This is a genomic window from Alcaligenes sp. NLF5-7 (assembly GCF_024266725.1).
In the GTDB taxonomy this organism is placed as follows: Bacteria; Pseudomonadota; Gammaproteobacteria; order Burkholderiales; family Burkholderiaceae_B; genus Alcaligenes; species Alcaligenes phenolicus.
In genome coordinates, this window is the sequence record NZ_CP100755.1 from 1919732 (window position 1) to 1938945 (window position 19214).

A 19214-nucleotide genomic window follows, 5' to 3' on the forward strand; every position below is an offset into this window, starting at 1 on the left:
ACGTCGCTTGAGAAGGGCGCAGGCAGTCGCCTGCACTCTTTATCCCGGTTTCAGAGCTCGTATGCTGCCCTTGGGCGTGCCACGGGCTTTGGGCCGGATCTGCAATTGAGAACACGAGGGGGCTATGACTCAGACACTGGAACTGCTCAACGAACACCGCTGTTTTAATGGTTGGCAGCGCTACTACCAACACGCTTCGCAGACAATTGGCCTGCCCATGCGTTTTTCTGTGTACATGCCGCCGCAACTACAGGCCAGCGCTCAGAAAGGGGCTGCCAGCCTGGCAGAGGCTATCGGGCAAGGCCGTGTGCCTGTGCTGTTTTTTCTGGCCGGCCTGACCTGCACGGAAGAAACCTTCATGATCAAGGCCGGTGCCCAGCGTTACGCTGCCGAGCACGGCATCATGCTGGTCACTCCTGATACCAGCCCGCGTGGTGCTGGCGTGGACGGGGAGGACGATGGCTGGGATCTGGGAACCGGTGCCGGTTTCTATCTGGATGCCACTGAGTCCGGCTGGAGCAAGAATTACCGCATGGAAAGCTATGTGACCCAGGAGCTGTTTGATCTGGTCACGACCATCTTGCCCGGCGACGCCCGCCGTGTCGGTATCTTTGGTCACTCCATGGGCGGGCACGGTGCCTTGACGCTGGCTTTGCGCCACCCTGGCAAGTACCGCTCCGTGTCGGCCTTTGCGCCCATTGCGGCGCCGACCCGCTGCCCTTGGGGCGAAAAGGCCTTTGGTGCCTATTTGGGTCAGGATCGCCAGGCTTGGGAACAACACGACGCCAGTGCCCTGATGGCCAAGACCAGTACGCCGTATCCTGCCGGTATCTTGGTGGACCAGGGCTTGAGCGATGCCTTTCTGGCCGAACAACTGTATCCGGAAGTATTCGAGCAGGCGTGCGAGCAGGCCAAACAGCCTTTGACCCTGCGCCGTCACGACGGCTATGACCACGGCTACTATTTCATCTCGACCTTCATTCAGGACCATCTGAATTTCCACGCCGAGCGACTGTGATCGCTGGATAAACAAGGTCGCACTTTGTTATTTTCAGGTGGGCGTTAAAGCGTTACTCTCAGGCAGCCACGGTTTTTTGCCTGTTTGTGGCGTCCTGCCCACCGATTTGCCGCAGTTTTCCCTCAAGTAGTGAACTTTTTCTTGCTGCGACGCTCTTATTCCTGTACTCGAAATTTTTAGCACTCCAGACCATCGAGTGCTAAACTCAATGATTGTTGAAATACGTTTTCTGCGGTTTGAGAGCCTTGTTTAGTGCTCTCGCCGGCTGACTTTTGAAGGATTTTCCATGACACAACAAGCGAACGCTTTGGCCCTGACGTCTGGTAATGAACTCGTCGCCGCCGTGTCTAATCCAGGCGCACTGGGGACGATCGAAGCGTATATTTCTGCTGTTAACCGCCTGCCCATGCTCAGCGCCGAACGCGAAACCGAGCTGGGTCAGCGCCTGCGCGACCAGGATGACCTGGATGCTGCGCGTGAACTGATTTTGTCGCACCTGCGTCTGGTGGTCTCCATTGCCCGCCAGTACCTGGGTTACGGCTTGCCGCATGCCGACCTGATTCAGGAAGGTAACGTGGGCCTGATGAAGGCCGTCAAACGCTTTGACCCCGATCGCGGTGTACGTCTGGTGTCCTTTGCCGTGCACTGGATCAAGGCCGAGATCCACGAATATGTCGTGCGCAACTGGCGCATGGTGAAAGTGGCCACCACCAAGGCCCAACGCAAACTGTTTTTCAATCTGCGCCGCATGCGTCCGGACGGTCAAACGCTGGATACGGCCCAGGTAGACGCGATTGCACGTGAACTCGATGTGCGTCCTCAGGACGTCAGCGAGATGGAAGTGCGTCTGTCCGGTCACGATATGGCCCTGGAAGCCCCGGCCAACGACGACGATGACAATTTCGCGCCTATCTCCTACCTGTCCGATGAAGGACACGAGGAACCCACACGCGTGCTGGAGCGTCGTGCCCAGGATATGCTGGAAGGCAGCGGCCTGGAAGAAGCGATCGACACGCTGGACGAGCGTTCGCAGCGCATTGTGCGCGCCCGCTGGTTGCAGGACGATGGCGGTGCCACCTTGCACGATCTGGCCGCCGAATTCGGCGTGTCGGCAGAGCGTATCCGTCAGATCGAAGTGGCGGCGTTCAAGAAGCTGCGCGTCGCCTTGGCGCCTGCGGCTTGAGTCGTTTTAAAGAGTTACAACTTTTTGGGGGAATCCGAAGAACTTAAGCTGATTTTCGCGGACTAAACAATACATTTGCTGATTTTTGCCACCTATGCAATTCGGCATTTGCGCATCCGCTTCGGCTTCTCCTCTTCCCCTCCCTTTTGAAGCGGATGTTTACGGGACACCAGCTAGGTGTCCCTTTTTTTTGTCCTGATTTTTCAGCTGTTTTGCCTGCCGAGTCAGCCCGACCCAGTAGGCAAAATCGATCAGAAGGTCAAAGCGGCACGCAGCCAGACGGTGCGGCCAGGATCATTAAAGCGGCTTGCTGCGCCAAAACCAAAACCACTGTTCCCGGCCAGATTCAGGTGTTCGCCGTAAGTCTTGTCGAACACATTATCCACACCGGCAGTCAGGGACAGATTGCGGTTGATCTTGTAGCCGCCATACAGCGACAAGGTACTGAAACCACCTGTAGGCCCGAAGTCGTAACCCACCACATTCCCTTGTCCCTGCGAATAGCGATTTTGCTTGGCTACAATGCGCCAGACACCGCCGGCAGACCAGGGGCCTTGCACATAATCCGCTGTCAGGCGCAGATCGAGCGGGGGCATTTGCGGCAGGGCTCGGCCATCCGTACTGTTACGGCCCCAGGCGTAGGCCAGGCTGCCGCCCAAAGTCCAGTTGGGCGTCGCTTTCCAGTCCGCACCCAATTCGCCACCCATGATGCGGGCCTTGACGTTTCTGGCCTGGGTTTTCATGCCCATCATGCCACCGGGCAGGTAGTCGAACAGGATGTAATCCTGGATCTGGCCAATATAGGCAGAGGCCCAGGCCGAGACCGTTTCATCCTTGTACTGAGCACCAAAATCCAGCTGTGTGGTCTTTTCAGGCTGAATGCCCAGGAAGGCACTGGCGCTACCTTGCGGGCCGCTGGCCGGGGAAATCAGCTCCCAGTAGTCCGGCATGCGTTGGACATGGCCAATACCGGCGTACAGGCTCAAGGGCAGGGAATCCAGATCATGCTCGATACGCAGGAAAGCACTGGGCAGGGTTTCTCTACGGCGCTCGTTCGCACCGGGGTTGGGCTTGCTCATCATGCCACTGCCCAGGCTGGGTCGCAGGTCGCGGGCACTGGCCCAATCCAGACGTGCGCCACCAATCAAACGGCTGGCGTCGTTCAGGTCCCAACGGGCTTCGGTGAACAGACCAATATTGTCGAACTCGGCATCTTTCACCCAATCCTGATCGCGGTAGTCCTGCATGCCCATGCCACTGCGTTTGCGATGGCGGCTGCGCATCAAATCGGCACCTGTGGTCAAGGTCAGGTCCTCGCTCAAGGCCCAGTCCATGCTTAGACGGCCACCCCAGGTCAGGCGGTCCACATTGGAGGCCATAGGCATGGACATGCCTCCTCCCGGTTTGAAGGTGCGCAGCCCGTAGTTGTCCATCACGTGATCGGCGTAGTTGTAGTAGAGCTGGGCCTCTACATTGCGCAGCACGCCTTCGTGCATATCCTTCTTGAAACGCAGACCCAAGGTTTCACGCTTGAATTTTGTGCCATCCATGCCACGACCAGCATAGCGGGCATAGCCGTCGCCTGTGCCTGCACTGAGCTCCAGCAAGGTATTGGCATCCGGCGTCAGGCCAATGGCGACGTCCGTATTCCATTTCTTCCAGCGCGAGGGCACACGTTCGCCATCACCGTCCTTGTAGTCCTGAGCGCGATCTTGATTGGCAGTCAGGCGGGCATAGTAAGAGGCATTGCCAGCCGCAAAGTCCACATTGCCTGCGTGACGGCCAGCCGAACCGCCCAGAATACTGGCGTCCAGCGTGGCGTCGTTCTCGGTAAAGCCGGGCGCTTTGCGCTCGAAGCGTACCGTTCCGGCAGAAGCACCCGGGCCCCAGCGCACGCTTTGAGGGCCCTTGATGATGGTCAGTTCATCAAAGGATTGGGGCGAAATGTAGGAGGTCGGCGCATCCATGCGTGACGGGCAGGCACCGGGCATGGAGCTGCCATTGGTCAGCACATTCAGACGCGAGCCAAACATGCCGCGCAGCACCGGGTCCCCGTTGCTGCCGCCATTACGAATGGCCGCAAAGCCAGGAATGGTTTTCAAGTAGTCCGTGCCGTCGCTGGCAGGCAAGGGCAGGCGGGGCAGTTTGGGGTTGGTGCTGAACTGCAAAGGGGATTCAGGAGCCACTCCGGTCACTACGATAGGGCTGAGTTGTTCAATAACGGTGGATTGGGCCAGGGCAATAGAAGGCACGCAGGCCAGCACACCGGCGCTGATCAGGCCGGGGTTTATTAATTTCTTCATGACTAAATTCCGAAGAGCAGCCGTCGTCCAGCGGCAAACCCGCTTGGGCGATGGCAACAAAGGAGAAAAGGCGTGGCGGCAGAGCCGAACGCGGGGAATCAGGCAGGAAGAAGAGAGGGTGGGGCGCGTTGCCCCACAGGCGGGCCACGAATAAAGGCCTGCGCCAGAGCGGGGCTAAGAGGGGGAAGCAGCAAGGGCCGGAACTGGCCCAGGCTCAAAGGCGTGACGATAGCAATCGGCGCGGGCGTCAATGCGGCTTGCAGCATGACGCAGAACGGACAGGTGGCGCTGGTGGTAGCCTCGTCCGAATGGGACGTGGTGTCCTCTCCTAACAAGGCCGCCCAGTGCTGAATCATTTCAGGGGGAAGGCTTTGTCCTGAAGGTAGACAGAAGGCCAGCGCATACCCCTGATCTGTCTGCTTGGGCATATAGCCCGCAGGGACCATGCCGCGCAGCACCACAGCCAGCAACAACAAGCACAGGCCCAGACGATGGGGCCAGTGAGTCGCAGCGAGGAAGGTGCGCGGGAAATTCATGATGCGAAAGTATAACGAGTTATGTCAGACGTGAACTTGCGCTGGCGCAGATTTTGGCTTGCCGCCGTATCACCGTCCATTTGTGTTTCTGAATGCGGGTCCATAGGCCAAAAAACGTAAATTTTGCGAGAAAAAGATAATTCGGCGGCTGTGTGTCCGGAAAAAGGCGCTATTCTGATTCATGCGGAAAGCGGGGGGATTTTCCGTGCCGATCTGGCCTGCCCATGCCTGAATGCGTATGTACATGCCGATCGACTCAATGCCGATGACAAAGGATGTCGCGATGCAGATTGGGCAGTTTGTTTTTGGGTTGGCAGGCCTGCTGGGGCTGGTTGCCTTTATGCCGCCTTTGGCTGGACGCTTGCGACTGCCGTACTCCGTACTTCTGGCCTTGATCGGCTTTGCGCTGGGCATTTTGCTACACCTGCATGCCTGGGCGCCCAAGATGGTGTCCGACTTCCTGGATACCTTGCAGGCCTTTGACATCTCCTCCGAGACCTTTCTCTACGCTTTCCTGCCCATCCTGCTGTTCGAGACTTCGCTGGCCATGAACTTGCGCCGCCTGCTCGACGATATCGGCGCCATCTTGATGATGGCCATCGTGGCCGTAGTGGTCTGTACCTTTGCCGTTGGCTACGCCTTGAACGCGGCTTCGTCTTATGGTCTGGTGGTCTGTTTGATGTTGGGCGCGATTGTGGCCACGACGGACCCTGTGGCCGTGGTGGGCATTTTCCGTGAAGTGGGTGCACCCAAACGCTTGTCTACCTTGGTGGAAGGCGAGGCTCTGTTTAACGATGCGGCTTCCATTGCCTTGTACTCCGTGCTGTTGGCAGTCTTGACGGGGGGTGGGGAATTAAGTGGCAGCAAGGTGTTGGGCAGCTTCCTGTTCAGTTTTCTCGGCGGTGGTGTCGCGGGTTTCTTGATGGGTCGTCTGGCCAGCGGCCTGTTTGTGCTCTTGCGCGGTTGGCCGGCTGCTGAAGTCACGCTGACCATTGCCTTGGCGTACCTGGCCTTTTTTGTATCCGAGCACTATCTGGGCGTCTCCGGTGTGGTCGCCACGGTCATTTCCGGCCTGGTGGTGGGCTCGACAGGCCGCACCCGCATGTCGCCTGCGACCTTCGAGCTTCTGAGCAGCTCCTGGACCCAGATGGGTTTTCTGGCCAACTCCCTGATCTTCTTGTTTGCCGCCATGCTGATTCCACGCCTGATGGCTGAAATCACCTGGATGCAGATCGGCCTGGTGGCCTTGCTGTTTGTGGTGACCTTGCTGGCACGGGCCGTTATGGTGTTTGCCGTTCTGCCCTTGCTGGGGCGCACCCGCTTTGGCACCCGAGTCAGTCGCCCCTATCGGGTGGTGATTCTGTGGGGCGGCCTGCGTGGCGCTGTTTCCCTGGCACTGGCCCTGGCGGTTACGGAACAGCACGCCATTCCGCATGATGTGCGCCAGTTCATTGGGGTGGCCACCACGGGCTTTGTGTTGCTGACCCTGTTTGTGAACGGGATCAGTTTACGCCCCTTGATTCGTCGTTTAGGCCTGAATCAGCTGACCCCGCTGGAGCGCCACTTGCGCGATCAGGCGGTGAGTCTGGCCTTGGAAGAGCTGCGCGACAAGACCGAAGAACTGGGTCGGCAAGAGCAGATCAAGCCACAGGTCATCGAGCGCCTGTGTACGGTGTTCGATGCCAGTCAGGCCGGTGTGGCATCCGGCCAGATCCAAAGCCTGACCGAAGCACAGAAAGTAAAAATGGGGATGGCGATTCTGTCGGCCCGCGAGGTGGAGCTGTTTTACGAACTGCTGAAATCGCAGATTGTGGATTGGAAAACCGCCGAGTCCTTGTTGAGCCGCGCCGAACGCATGAACGATACGGTGCGTCTGGCTGGTTTGGCCGGTTTCGAGGCCGCCATTGCCAATGATTTGCGCTATTCTCGAGGTTTCCGGTCTGCTTTGCGCTTGCACTATCTGTTTGGCCTGCAAGGCTGGCTGGTGCGGGAACTGGACAAGCGTTTCTCGAACCTGATCGCCAAGCGCTCGGTGGCCCAGCGTCTGATACGTTTTGCCGAAACCGAGCTGGCTCCTTTACTGGGACAACAGGCTACGGGCACGATTGTGCAGGCTCACAAGTTGCGTCTGTCTCAACTGGAAGACGCTTTGCATTCCTTGACGCTGCAATACCCGGTGTTCGCGCAGTGGCTGCAAGAGTCCTATTTGGCGCGCGTCGCCGCTTCGCAAGAACGCGCCCACTACCGCACCATGTTGTCCCACTCTCTGATTACCAGCGAGATGTACGCTGATCTGGTCAAGCAGATCACACAACGCTGGCGTTATCTGGACGAGCGTCCCACGCTGGACATGACCATGAGCGCCATGGAACTGATTGCCCAGGTGCCCATGTTCGATGGCATTTCCGAGCAAGCCAAGAAGGAGCTGGCGCGACGTTTACGCCCACGTCTGGCGCTGCCAGACCAGAAAATTCATCTTCGTTATGGTGGCATGCGTGTCATGTTCTTTGTGGCGTCCGGGGCGCTGGAGCTGACTTTGCCTGATGGTAGCCTGGTGGAACTGGGGACAGGGCAAACGATTGGTGAAGTCAATGTCGTGGAACATAGCGACCACGTTGGTGAAGTGCGCTCCCTGGGCTATAGCCGCTTGCTGATGCTGACTGAGCGTGATTTCGATACCTTGCGCGGCAAAGATCCCATCTTCAGTGAAAAGATCGAGGCCGTGGTGCGACAGCGCCAACGCGCGTATCAAGTGTGGCAGGAGTTCGAGTCCGGCCAACGCCAACATGAGGAACTGCCACCGCTGTTTGGTTTGGCTCATGCCTTGAGCGAGGCAGAAAGTTTTGTCGGCCCGCCTTTACCCCCGGACTGGGTACGACAGGCGCAGCCCCCCGAGGGACAGGCATAAAAAAAAGCGAGCCGATCATGGCTCGCTTTTTTATTGGGCGTGATCAGATCAAGCGCACCCAGTGATCCAGCAGCAATGCCCCAAACAAGACCGCCAGATAAATAATGGAAAAGCGGAACAGCTTGCGAGACAGTTCATCGCTGTAGTTGCGGTGCAGTTGGTGGGCGTATTGAATGAAGCGTGCGCCCAGCAAGATAGCCGCAGCCAGGTACAACGGCCCGCTCATGCGGATGATAAAGGGCAGCAGGCTGGAGGCCATCAGGATGTAGCTGTAGAGCAGCACATGCAGCGTCGTAAAGGTCTTGCCGTGGGTGACGGGTAGCATGGGCAGGCCGGAGCGCTGGTAGTCGTGTTGACGGTAGAGCGCCAGGGCCCAGAAGTGCGGCGGCGTCCAGATGAAGATGATCAGCACCAGCAACCAGGCCTCAGCCGGTACGGCGTTGGCAATGGCGGCCCAGCCCAAAGCAGGTGGCATGGCACCGGACAAACCGCCGATCACGATGTTTTGTGGGGTCAGGGGTTTGAGAATCACGGTATAGATCACCGCATAACCAATGAAGGTGGCCAAGGTCAGCCACATGGTCAGCGGATTCACCCAGTAATACAGCACCAGCATGCCCATGCCGCCCAACAAACCGGACATGGCCAGCACTTGCGGCGGGGTAATGGTGCCGCGTGCCGTACCGCGCCGAGCGGTGCGCAACATGCGGGCATCAATCTGGCTTTCGATCAGGCAGTTGATGGCAAAGGCGGCAGCCGCCAGCATCCATATGCCCAGCGTACCCGCGACCACGGTGCCCGGATCGGGCAGGCCGGGAGCAGCCAGAAACATGCCGATAACGGCACAGAAAACAGCCAGCTGGGTGACTCTGGGTTTAGTCAGTACCAGATACTGGCGCAGGAGCGAGGCGGGAGCCAGGGTAGCGGTGTTTGTCATACTGTATTCCTTGGGGGACAGTCGACTTGCGGGAAAGCCGTACCAACAGGGTGACGCAGCATAAAACGAGACCGGCAGCTCCCCCATTATGCAGGACGGCAATCAAAAGAGGCCATTGGAAAAAGATCGTGGTTAACCCCGTGATGAGCTGGGCCAGCAGCAGCAAAAGCACCAAAGTCGCGGGGCGACGCAAGATGGGATCGGCGCGTAATTTCCACGCAACGGAACCCAGAACCAGAAACACCAGAAAGGCCATATTGCGATGGACCCAATGGATGGCGGTCAGCGCGGCCTGGGAAATCATCTCACCGGAAGGCAGCTCGCCCAACGCGCGAAACAGCGAGAACCCGCCGTGCAGATCCATCTCCGGTATCCATTGACCGTGGCATTGCGGGAAGTCCATGCAGGCCAGCGCCGCGTAGTTGGTGCTGACCCAGCCACCCAGACCAATCTGAATCGTCAGCAGGATAAAGGCCCCGATCAGCCAGGGTCGCCAACGGCGGGTTACAGGTGAGACTGGCGGTCCTGGGTTTTCGCGCACGGCCAGCCAGGTCATCAAGGCCAGTACGCTCATGCCACCCAGCAAGTGAGTGGTGACAATAATGGGCATCAGCTTGTGAGTGACGGTCCAGGCACCAAAGGCCCCTTGCACGCACACAGCCAGTAAGGTGAAAGCCGCCAGCCTGGCCGAATGCCCCAGCGTATGGCGATGCCGCCATGCCATCCAGACAATGGCAATGATCAGCATGCCCAAAGCCGCGCCCACGTAGCGGTGGATCATTTCAATCCAGGCCTTGCCCCAACTGACCGGGCCATAGGGCATGGCTTGATAGGCTTGTTCGATATGTGCGCCCGCGCCCAGCGGCGTGAGCTTGCCATAGCAACCGGGCCAGTCCGGGCAACCCAGGCCCGAATCTGTCAGACGCACAAACGCGCCGAACATGATCAGGTCCAGGGTCAGGAACCAAGTCAGGTAAACCAGCTTGCGGTAGCGTTGGCGGATATCGGCCATGAGCTTATCCGATGCGTGAATTGTTCAGCAGTTTGCGAATGTCGGTGCGAACCTTGAGCGGGTCGGCATCGTCGGGGAACAGCATCATCAAATTGCCATTGGGGTCGATGATCCACATGCCATTTTTGACAGCTTGTTCAGGGGCCTTGCCAGTGGCTTCAGGGGCCAGGAATTCGGCCAGCTGGCGCGGATCGGCGCGCAGCATATGCGTACCTTGATAGGCCTCCAGAATTTGCTCGGTTGGCTGGCCCTGGTCAGTCACAAACCAGACGCGTGCCAGGCGTTCCACGTTCTTGCCTTGGCTGGCGTGGGAGTTGCGCAGAATGAACAGCTTGCGCACGCAGCTTTCGGGGCAGGCGCTTTCATCGGCACTGACCAGCACCCAGCGGCCTCGCAGCGATTGCAGATCAAAGGCCTCGCCTTGCAGATTGCGCAGGGGCAGTGCGGCAGGTTCAGGCACGCTGCGTTGAGGCTGAATCAACTGGCCGTAGGCATTGCTCTCGTCTGGCCGCAGTCCCAGTGATGGCATGTAGTAGGCAGCCAGTGCAAACAGTACCGGCGCCAGACTGATCGCCAGCAGCAGATACAGCGGAGTCATGGAACGCGGGCGGGTAGGGGGTTGAGTCGTGTCCACGTCAGGTTTTCCTTGTAGGGGCAGAGTTGAGTCTGGAGCGTCGCAGCCATTTCCACGCTACACCGATCCAGGCACACAGGGCAATCAGGGCAAAACCGAACCATTGCAGTGCGTAGCCACGGTTCTTTTCAAAGTCGATATTCGGGTCGGGCCAATTGGTTTGCAGCTCCGAAGCGGGAGCCGTCTGGGCCAGCACGCGCGGCAGCACAGGCAGATCAATGCGGCTGCGCAGATCTTCCAGGGCCAGGTTCTGCACGACGGGGGGCGTGCCAGACGGGTCGGGCAAGTGTGCAGGCAAGGGGCTGCTACCCAGCTCAAACAGACGCGGTACGCGCTCCATCAACTCGCCGGAAATGGTTTCGGAGCCGGAAGGAGCAGCCGGAACGCTAGGGGTTTGCCCCGGTACGCGAGCCAGCCAACCACGTAGCACGAGCAGGCTGGAGCCCGCCAAATCGCCCTCATCCAGCACAAAAGGGGTGGCAATCCAGTAGCCCGGCTTACCTTTGAAATTGCGATTATCCAGGAGTACAGTTAACTCACTGCGCCAGGAGCCGTGCACCGCGACAGACTGCCACAAGGCACCTTTATCCAGGCTGGCCTGGGAATCAATATGAAGGGGAGCTTGCTGGCGGCCTTGTTCCATTTGTTGCGCCAGGCTTTGACGTTCCTGCGCGCGGCTCAGTTGCCAGCGCCCCAGGCTAATGAACAGCAGCATCAGCAAACCCAGACAAACCAGGGCAAGCAGGGATCGAGTCGAAGAAGAACGAGAATTGTTGCTGGACATCCATTCAACCTGAAGCGGGGGAGACGTAATGCGTGTGCTAGTCCTGATCGTGTTTCTGGGGATTATTGTTTCGCTGGGTTCGGCCCTGGTGTATTTGATGCGGGACCGGGGTAATTCCAATCGCATGGCCTATGCCCTGACCTGGCGAGTGGGCTTGTCCGTGGCCCTGTTTCTGTTTGTGTTGCTGGCCCATCATCTGGGTTGGATTGAAAGCACTGGCGTGCCTTTGGTTTGAAGTAAAAATCCAGGCCCGAAGACACGGGCCTGGAGCATGAATGCCTAGAACCAGTACACGTACAGATACAAGCCCAGCCACACCACGTCCACAAAGTGCCAGTACCAGGCGGCCCCTTCAAAACCAAAGTGGTGCTCGGCGGTAAAGTGCCCGCGCATCAGCCGTATCAGCATCACCGTCAGCATGGTGGCACCGATAATCACGTGAAAACCGTGAAAGCCCGTCAACATGTAGAACAAGGCTCCGTAAGCGCCGGAAGTGAACTTCAGGTTCAGTTCGGCATAGGCGTGCATGTATTCGTAAGCCTGGCAGGCCACGAAGGCAAAGCCCAGCGCAACCGTCATGAACAGCCAGAAAATAGCGCTACTACGCTTGCTGGCTCGCAGCGCGTGGTGAGCAATGGTCAGGGTGACGCCCGAGGTCAGCAGCAAGGCCGTGTTGATCGTAGGCAGCCACAGCGGGCCTACGGTCTGGAAAGGAGCAACAGTGCCCGCCGGGCCTTGATTTGGCCAGGTGCCGGTGAAGTCAGGCCAGAGCAGGGCGCGGTGATCCAGGTCGCTGAGCAGCGGCGTGGCAATTTCGCGGGTATACCAAAGTGCCCCGAAAAAGGCCGCAAAAAACATCACTTCGGAAAAGATGAACCAGGACATGCTCCAGCGATAGGAGATATCGACACGGGTGCTGTTCAGACCCGTTTCAGACTCGCGCACGGCGTCGCTGAACCAGAAGAACAGCACCAGCAAGAAGCTGAGAATCCCGACCAGAAACACCCAGAAGCCGCCCGGCCAGTTATTGATCCAGGTCGCCGCACCCAACAGCGTCAGGCACAGGGAAAGGCTGGCGCGTACCGGATGCCCCGACAAGCCGGGGACGTAGTAATACGGCGCCTTGGACGGGTGAGCCGTAGTCTCGACATGCATAGTGTTCTCCTTCGGGTCATGTGCCCTGGGGCGCAGTATCCGGCCAGGGTTCAGCTGGCCTGACCAATGAACCAGCGGGCCACCATAATCAGGCCCACAACGAAAACAACCGTGGCGATCAAGGCGGCAATAATCAGATAGACCGGATTGATCTTGGCAATGTCCTGCTCATGGTCACGACCACGACGGACTCCAAAAAAACCCCAGGCAATGGCTTTCAATGTCTGGAAAAAACTGAGCTTGCGCCGTGTGAGGTCCCGAAAATCGTCATCCATATCACTGTCCTAAAAATTGACTGCCTTTTAGAAAGGTCCAGGCCATGACGGCAATGACGAACACGGCCAGGAGCAATCCCAGACGGCGGTTGCGACGGCGTTGTTCGGGGGTCATACGGCGTTCCTCCAGTGTTACTTGACGACAGGGGGTACTTCAAAGGTGTGGTGCGGAGCGGGCGATGGAACAGTCCACTCCAGACCTTCGGCACCTTCCCAGGGTTTGGCGCTGGCCACTTCGCCCTTGCCACGCGCCGCCTGGATCACGATGTAGATCAGCAGCAATTGCGACAGGCCGAACCAGAAGGCGCCAATGGTGGCAATCTGGTGGAAGTCCGTGAACTGACCGGCGTAGTCCACATAACGACGTGGCATGCCCGCCAGACCCAGGAAGTGCATCGGGAAGAAGGTGACGTTGAACGAGATCATGGTGGACCAGAAGTGGATCTTGCCCAGACGCTCGTTGTACATGCGGCCGGTCCATTTGGGCAGCCAGTAGTAGGCACCGCCAAACAGGGCAAAGAGCGATCCGGCCACCAGCACATAGTGGAAGTGGGCCACCACGTAATAGGTGTCGTGTACCGCAATATCAATCGGGGCCACGGCCAGGATCAGGCCGGTAAAGCCGCCAATCGTGAACACGAAGATAAAGCCGATGGAAAACAGCATGGGCGTTTCAAAGGACAGCGAGCCGCGCCACATGGTGGCTACCCAGTTGAAGATCTTCACCCCGGTCGGAATGGAGATCAGCATGGTGGCATACATGAAATACAGCTGCCCGGTTACCGGCATCCCCGTGGAGAACATGTGGTGGGCCCACACCAGGAAGGACAGAATCGCGATGGCGGCGGTGGCGTACACCATGGAGGCATAGCCAAACAGGGCTTTGCGCGAGAAGGCAGGTACGATGGCAGAGACAATGCCAAAGGCCGGCAAGATCATGATGTAGACCTCGGGGTGACCGAAGAACCAGAAGATGTGCTGGTACAGAACCGGGTCACCACCACCGGCGGCGTTAAAGAAGTGTGTACCGAAGTGACGGTCCGTCAGCAGCATGGTCACGGCAGCGGCCAGCACGGGCATCACGGCAATCAGCAGATAAGCGGTAATCAGCCAGGTCCAGCAAAACAGCGGCATTTTCATCAGCGTCATGCCAGGCGCGCGCATGTTCAATACCGTCACCACAATATTGATGGCCCCCATGATGGAGGACGCGCCCAGAATGTGGACCGCGAAAATCGTGAAGTCCATGCCTGGTCCCATTTGCAAGGACAGCGGGGCGTACATGGTCCAGCCACCGGCAGGCGCGCCGCCAGGCACAAAGAAGGACGCGGTAAACAGAATCGCGCCTACGGGCAGCAGCCAGAAGCTGAAGTTGTTCATGCGGGCAAAAGCCATGTCCGATGCGCCAATTTGCAGCGGAATCATCCAGTTGGCAAAGCCCACAAAAGCCGGCATGATCGCGCCGAAAATCATGATCAGGCCGTGCATGGTGGTGAACTGGTTGAACAGCTCTGGCCGGAAAAACTGCAGGCCCGGCTGGAACAGTTCGGTACGCAGCAGCAAGGCCAGCACGCCGCCCTCCAGCAACATCACAAAGGAGAAGATCAGGTACATGGTCCCGATGTCCTTGTGATTGGTGGCGAACAGCCAGCGACGCCAGCCGCTAGGGGTGGCATGGGCATGATGGTGATCATCATGTCCGCTCGGGTTCGCTACATGGTCGACGGTGACGCTACTCATGCTTGACTCCTTGCTGCACTCCCCCTGGCCGTAGTCAGGGATAGATTGATAGTGTGATAGGCGGCGCGCGCAAAATTAGCGCTGTTCCTTGACGTCGGCGGGCATCACGACAGGGTCAGGCCCTTTGCCAGCGTTGCCCCAGGCATTGCGTGTGTAGGTAATGACCGCAGCAATCTGTACATCGGTCAGTTGATTGCGGAAGGCGGCCATCGCGGTGCCAGGGTGACCATTCAACACCGTGTCGATCTGGCCTTTCTTGGGGGCGAGCACAAATTTCGTATCGCCATCCAGAGCGGGGAAGGTGCCGGGCACGCCCTTGCCGTTGGCCTGGTGGCAAGCCACGCAGTTCTGCGCAAAGATCTGTTTGCCGCGCTCGGTCAATTCGTCCTTGGTCCACTCTTTATTGGGATCGTCGGCCTGGGCAGTCATCAAGTCGTTCTGCTCCTGGGCCCACTTGTCGTAGTCTTCTTGCGCCATCACTTGCACCACGATGGGCATATAGGCGTGGTCCTTGCCACACAGCTCGGCGCATTGACCGCGGTAGGTGCCGACCTTGTCCGCACGGAACCAGGTATCGCGCAAAAAGCCAGGGATGGCATCTTGCTTGACGCCAAACTCGGGCACCATCCAGGAGTGGATGACGTCCTCGGCCGTCAGCATGACGCGCACTTTCTTGTTAACCGGCACCACCAGTGGCTTGTCCACTTCCATCAGATAGTTCGGGCCAATGGGTTCGCGGCCTTCAATCTGGGCGCGCGGGGTGGACAGGTTGGACAGGTATTTCACACCCGTGGCCGGACCGTCCAGATACTCGTAGCCCCATTTCCACTGATAGCCAGTGACCTTGACGGTCAGGTCGGCGCTGCTGGTGTCCTTCATGGCCACCACGGTTTTGGTGGCAGGCAGTGCCATGCCGATCACGATCAGGAAAGGGATGATGGTCCAGGCCACTTCCACACCCAGGTGTTCGTGAAAGCGGGCGGCAATCGCGCCCTTGGACTTGCGGTGCCGGATGATGGAATAGAACATCACGCCGAACACGCCAATAAAGATGATGGTACAGATGATCAGCATCATCCAATGCAGCCAGGCAATGTCCTGGGCGATGGGGGTAACCCCGTTATGCAAATTGAGCTGATTGACACGGGGACCACCCTCCATGTGGGTGATCTGAGCCAGGCTTGGCCCTGCCGTCGAACAGGCGGTCAGAGCAAATAAACTTCTCCACATCTTCATTGTTGTCCCTCTTTTGGTGTTGCCATGCCAAACCGGGGTTCGGCTGCGTCAACGCTCCGAAAAATCCAACGCTGGAAGAAACTGCTGTGTTGCAGTGGCGGGCTTGTCGCAGCTAAGTGCTGGTCCGCTCGAAGTTTTTAGTAGCTTATCTGTTCACGGAAATTATATAGAACTTGCTTTAGCCTTCAAGGGCAGGGTATGTCCCTAGAAGACAAGGTTGGACTAAACGCTACAAAAGCCGTAATGGGACAAGGCTTGAATTACAATCGCGGACTATGACTTTGTTCCAGAACCGATCACTTACTCAGGCCCTGCGTCAGCGCATGGCCAGCTTGACCAGTCAGCTGCAACAATTGCCCCCGCCTGGCAGCCGTCCTGTCACTGTTGATGGGCGCGTTGCCGGATGGATCACCCCCAAGGCTGCTCGTTGTATCGAGCCTTTGCCAGGGGTCTCGATTGAAGAAGATGTCTTGCGTCTGAGCGATTGCCCCAGCCAGGAATTGAGCTTGGCTCAGGTCCTGGATCAGGTCGCCTTGCGTTTGCAGGAAGGCGGTTGCATTCGGGCCTGGCGTGACGAGTTGCTGGACGTGGTCGGAGAAGGGCAGTGCCTGTCGCGCATTGAACGCGGTGCGGTACGGCCCTTGGGCTTTTTGACGCAAGCCGTGCATTTGAATGGCTGGTCCACAGACGGCCGTATCTGGGCCGCACGTCGTTCACCCACCAAGTCAACAGACCCGAATATGTGGGACACGCTGGTCGGTGGATTGGCGGTCAGTGGTGAATCGCTGCATACCTCTCTGATACGCGAAAGTTATGAAGAAGCGGGGTTGGCCGAGTCCGTGCTGGACAATTGCACCCCCTTGCGTGTGTCCTTGCGCATGCACCGTCGCCTGCCGGAAGGCTACCAAGTGGAAAATGCTCTGGTTAGCGATTGCGTGCTGGCCGACGATGTACGGCCCTGCAATATGGACGGCGAGGTTAGTGAGTTTCGCTTATTGACGCTGGATGAAGCCTGGCAAATGATAGAAGCAGATTTGTTCACCCTGGAAGCGCAAGTGGTGCTGATCGACAGCATCAAGCAGCATCTGGAACAGCTGGCCTGAACCTGGGAATCACCGGGCAGGCACCAACCCGATGGGAGCTACGCATGAACCCGAATCCTTTTGGTATACCTGATTTCAATGCCCTGGGCGGCGGCAACAATCCCTTGCTGCGCAGCATGGACATGATGGCGCAGGCCTGGAAAAACATGGCCAGCGGTGGTGCGGGCGATTTGAGTTCGGGCATGATGCCCAGCTTGTCCCCCGATGATCTGGATCGTCGTATTCGTGACTTGCGTGCCGTGGAAAGCTGGTTGCAGCTGAACCTGTCCATGCTGAGCACGACTATCCAGGGTCTGGAGATTCAGCGCTCCACCTTGGCGGCTATCAAGACCATGGCACAGCAAGGTACGCAGGCTGCGGGCGGGAAAAATCCCTTTGAAGCCTTTATGGCCTTCAATCCCATGACGGCAGCGGCGGATAGCGCGGCTGCCTCAGATTCCAGGTCTGGGGCCAACAAGCCGGAAGCGGCATCGCAAACGGCATCTCAGCATGCTTCGGCACAGCCTCAACAAGCTGCGCCACAGCCCGAAGCGGCTGCCAAGCAGGACGCCCCAAAAGATAAACAGCCCGGTGCCCAGCAGGACGCCGGTGCAGGAAATCCCGCTGCACAAGCGTGGTGGAACATGCTGCAACAGCAGTTTGATGCCATGGCGACCGCCACAGCCGCATCAATGCAGCAGGTGGAAAATTATCGTCAGCAGGCGAGCAAGGCTAAAGCGGCAGGCTCGTCGGCCAAATCCTCCAAACCGGCAGCTGCCAATGCCCAGACTTCGGCCAAGACCAGTGCTCCGGCAGCAGCCAAGCGGGTAAAAACGGCAGCGAAAGCCGCCACTAAAACTGCGGCCAAGGCGGCCACCAAAACGGCGGCTAAAAAAACCGCCACGCGCAGCACCAAAAGCAGTACCAAAAAGAACTGATCGACCAACCTTGTAGGTAAATTTTTATGCTTAATATCGTGATTCTGGCAGCAGGCATGGGCAAGCGTATGCAGTCTGACCTGCCCAAAGTACTGCATCCTATCGCCGGCAAATCCATGCTGGCCCACGTGCTCGACAGCGCACGTGAACTGGAGCCGGAAAAAGTTGTGGTCGTGGTGGGTCATGGCGCCGAGCGCGTTCAGCAAACCTTCGCACAGGCCGAGCTGGCCTTTGCCTTGCAACAACCTCAGCATGGTACGGGCCATGCAGTGCAACAGGCCGTGCCTGAACTGGTCGGTGGCGACCAGGAAGATGACGCCACGCTGGTTCTGTATGGCGACGTTCCTCTGGTCCAGGCTGACACCTTGCGCCGCTTGCTGCAAGCCCGTGGGCAAGGCGTGGCCGTGCTGACCGAAACGCTGGCAGACTCCACAGGCTACGGCCGCATCATTCGCGGTGCAGATGGCACCGTACAACGCATTGTCGAGCACAAGGATGCCAGCGAAGCCGAGCGTGCCGTGAAGGAAGTGAACACCGGCATTCTGGTAGCCCCGACGGCGCGCCTGAAAGATTGGCTGACCCGCATCACCAACGACAACGCTCAGGGCGAGTACTACCTGACCGACATCATTGCCTTGGCGGTTGCCGATGGCGTGCCCGTGCAAGCTGCTCAGCCAGCTGCTGGTTGGGAAACCCTGGGTGTGAACAGCCGCATTCAACAGGCCGAGCTGGAGCGTCTGTGGCAAGCAGAACAGGCTAGCCGTCTGCTGGAAAAAGGCGTGACCTTGGCCGACCCGGCCCGCTTTGATCTGCGCGGCACACTGGAGTGTGGCCGTGATGTGTTCATTGATGTGGGTTGCGTGTTTGAAGGCAAGGTTGTGTTGCAAGACGGCGTGCGTGTCGGCCCGCATAGCGTGCTGCGTGACGTGACGATTGGTGCCGGTACGCAAATCGAAGCTTTCAGCCATCTGCAACAAGCCCAGGTTGGCGAAGAAGCCCGTATCGGCCCTTATGCCCGTCTGCGCCCTGGTGCTGTTCTGGCCAATCACACCCACGTGGGCAACTTCGTGGAAATCAAGAACACCCAGCTGGGTGAAGGTTCCAAAGCCAATCACCTGGCCTATATCGGTGATGCCGATGTGGGGCAGCGTGTGAACATTGGCGCAGGCACCATCACCTGCAATTACGATGGCGTGAACAAGTTCCGCACCGTGATTGGTGACGATGCCTTCATCGGCTCGGATACGCAACTGGTGGCTCCGGTGACGGTAGGCCGTGGCGCAACGATTGGCGCGGGTACGACCCTGGTGCGCAATGCACCGGATGATCAGCTGACCTTGTCGCGTTCGGAACAGCGCAGCGTGTCCGGCTGGAAGCGCCCGGTTCGCAAATCTTGATGTGTGTTAGCCCATCTTCGGTATCCCTCCCTTTGCATCGCAAGGGGAGCATTGCTGCTTGCTCTTGTGGCACACA

At 58.4% G+C, this 19214-nt stretch carries 18 protein-coding genes; 7 read left to right on the forward strand and 11 right to left on the reverse strand.

The features are described from left to right. The first annotated feature begins 124 nt into the window (after window positions 1–124). Window positions 125–1018, forward strand: a complete 894-nt coding sequence (fghA, locus tag MID00_RS08920; protein ID WP_254500192.1) for an S-formylglutathione hydrolase — start codon at window positions 125–127, stop codon at window positions 1016–1018. A 286-nt stretch (window positions 1019–1304) separates the two neighbouring features. Next, window positions 1305–2201, forward strand: a complete 897-nt coding sequence (rpoH, locus tag MID00_RS08925; protein WP_009457472.1) for an RNA polymerase sigma factor RpoH — start codon at window positions 1305–1307, stop codon at window positions 2199–2201. Between the two features lie 251 nt (window positions 2202–2452). Here the strand turns inward: rpoH and MID00_RS08930 are convergent, their stop codons facing one another. Both MID00_RS08930 and MID00_RS08935 read right to left on the reverse strand, forming a co-directional pair. After that, the gene (locus tag MID00_RS08930) at window positions 2453–4504 is read right to left on the reverse strand and encodes a TonB-dependent copper receptor (RefSeq protein ID WP_254500193.1); all 2052 of its coding nucleotides are present in this window, start codon (window positions 4502–4504) and stop codon (window positions 2453–2455) included. 98 nt (window positions 4505–4602) lie between these two features. Further along, window positions 4603–5040, reverse strand: a complete 438-nt coding sequence (locus MID00_RS08935) for a DUF2946 family protein (protein ID WP_060185486.1) — start codon at window positions 5038–5040, stop codon at window positions 4603–4605. 283 nt (window positions 5041–5323) lie between these two features. Between MID00_RS08935 and MID00_RS08940 the strand changes: the two genes are divergently transcribed. Continuing rightward, window positions 5324–7948 carry a cation:proton antiporter gene (locus MID00_RS08940; RefSeq protein WP_022983663.1) on the forward strand — a complete coding sequence of 875 codons (2625 nt, stop codon included), beginning with the start codon at window positions 5324–5326 and terminating at the stop codon, window positions 7946–7948. A gap of 43 nt (window positions 7949–7991) precedes the next feature. On the opposite strand, the gene cyoE is transcribed toward MID00_RS08940, so the two are convergent. The 4 genes from cyoE to MID00_RS08960 are packed head-to-tail and all read right to left on the reverse strand — an operon-like array spanning window position 7992 to window position 11315. Beyond that, on the reverse strand, window positions 7992–8885 hold the full coding sequence (gene cyoE / locus MID00_RS08945) for a heme o synthase (RefSeq protein ID WP_022983662.1): 894 nt from the start codon (window positions 8883–8885) through the stop codon (window positions 7992–7994). Then, window positions 8824–9897 carry a heme A synthase gene (locus tag MID00_RS08950; protein WP_022983661.1) on the reverse strand — a complete coding sequence of 358 codons (1074 nt, stop codon included), beginning with the start codon at window positions 9895–9897 and terminating at the stop codon, window positions 8824–8826. Before MID00_RS08950 ends, cyoE begins: the two co-directional genes overlap by 62 nt. Before the next feature lie 4 nt (window positions 9898–9901). Further along, window positions 9902–10531, reverse strand: a complete 630-nt coding sequence (locus tag MID00_RS08955) for a hypothetical protein (protein ID WP_254500194.1) — start codon at window positions 10529–10531, stop codon at window positions 9902–9904. A 1-nt stretch (window position 10532) separates the two neighbouring features. After that, a complete protein-coding gene (locus MID00_RS08960) occupies window positions 10533–11315 on the reverse strand; it encodes an SURF1 family protein (RefSeq protein ID WP_254500195.1) in 783 nt (260 codons plus the stop codon). A 28-nt stretch (window positions 11316–11343) separates the two neighbouring features. Between MID00_RS08960 and MID00_RS08965 the strand changes: the two genes are divergently transcribed. After that, window positions 11344–11550 (forward strand): twin transmembrane helix small protein, encoded by a 207-nt coding sequence (locus MID00_RS08965; RefSeq protein WP_009457485.1) that lies wholly within the window; start codon window positions 11344–11346, stop codon window positions 11548–11550. A 44-nt stretch (window positions 11551–11594) separates the two neighbouring features. Here the strand turns inward: MID00_RS08965 and MID00_RS08970 are convergent, their stop codons facing one another. From MID00_RS08970 to coxB, 5 genes are all read right to left on the reverse strand, one after another. After that, a complete protein-coding gene (locus MID00_RS08970; RefSeq protein WP_009457487.1) occupies window positions 11595–12470 on the reverse strand; it encodes a cytochrome c oxidase subunit 3 in 876 nt (291 codons plus the stop codon). A gap of 50 nt (window positions 12471–12520) precedes the next feature. Continuing rightward, the gene (locus MID00_RS08975; RefSeq protein WP_003805158.1) at window positions 12521–12745 is read right to left on the reverse strand and encodes a DUF2970 domain-containing protein; all 225 of its coding nucleotides are present in this window, start codon (window positions 12743–12745) and stop codon (window positions 12521–12523) included. 1 nt (window position 12746) lies between these two features. Next, entirely contained in the window at window positions 12747–12860 is a 114-nt protein-coding gene (locus MID00_RS08980; protein ID WP_009457495.1) for a cytochrome oxidase small assembly protein, read from the reverse strand. A 17-nt stretch (window positions 12861–12877) separates the two neighbouring features. Further along, entirely contained in the window at window positions 12878–14485 is a 1608-nt protein-coding gene (ctaD, locus tag MID00_RS08985) for a cytochrome c oxidase subunit I (protein ID WP_009457496.1), read from the reverse strand. A 75-nt stretch (window positions 14486–14560) separates the two neighbouring features. Further along, a complete protein-coding gene (coxB, locus tag MID00_RS08990) occupies window positions 14561–15721 on the reverse strand; it encodes a cytochrome c oxidase subunit II (RefSeq protein WP_009457497.1) in 1161 nt (386 codons plus the stop codon). A 275-nt stretch (window positions 15722–15996) separates the two neighbouring features. Here coxB and MID00_RS08995 point away from each other — a divergent pair, with 275 nt between their 5' ends. The 3 genes from MID00_RS08995 to glmU are packed head-to-tail and all read left to right on the forward strand — an operon-like array spanning window position 15997 to window position 19138. Then, complete coding sequence (locus MID00_RS08995; RefSeq protein ID WP_009457498.1) at window positions 15997–16824, forward strand: NUDIX hydrolase family protein; 828 nt, start codon at window positions 15997–15999, stop codon at window positions 16822–16824. A gap of 44 nt (window positions 16825–16868) precedes the next feature. Next, window positions 16869–17741 (forward strand): PhaM family polyhydroxyalkanoate granule multifunctional regulatory protein, encoded by an 873-nt coding sequence (locus MID00_RS09000; RefSeq protein WP_254500196.1) that lies wholly within the window; start codon window positions 16869–16871, stop codon window positions 17739–17741. Window positions 17742–17767: 26 nt separating this feature from the next. Then, a complete protein-coding gene (gene glmU / locus MID00_RS09005; protein ID WP_254500197.1) occupies window positions 17768–19138 on the forward strand; it encodes a bifunctional UDP-N-acetylglucosamine diphosphorylase/glucosamine-1-phosphate N-acetyltransferase GlmU in 1371 nt (456 codons plus the stop codon). The last annotated feature ends 76 nt before the right edge of the window (window positions 19139–19214 follow it).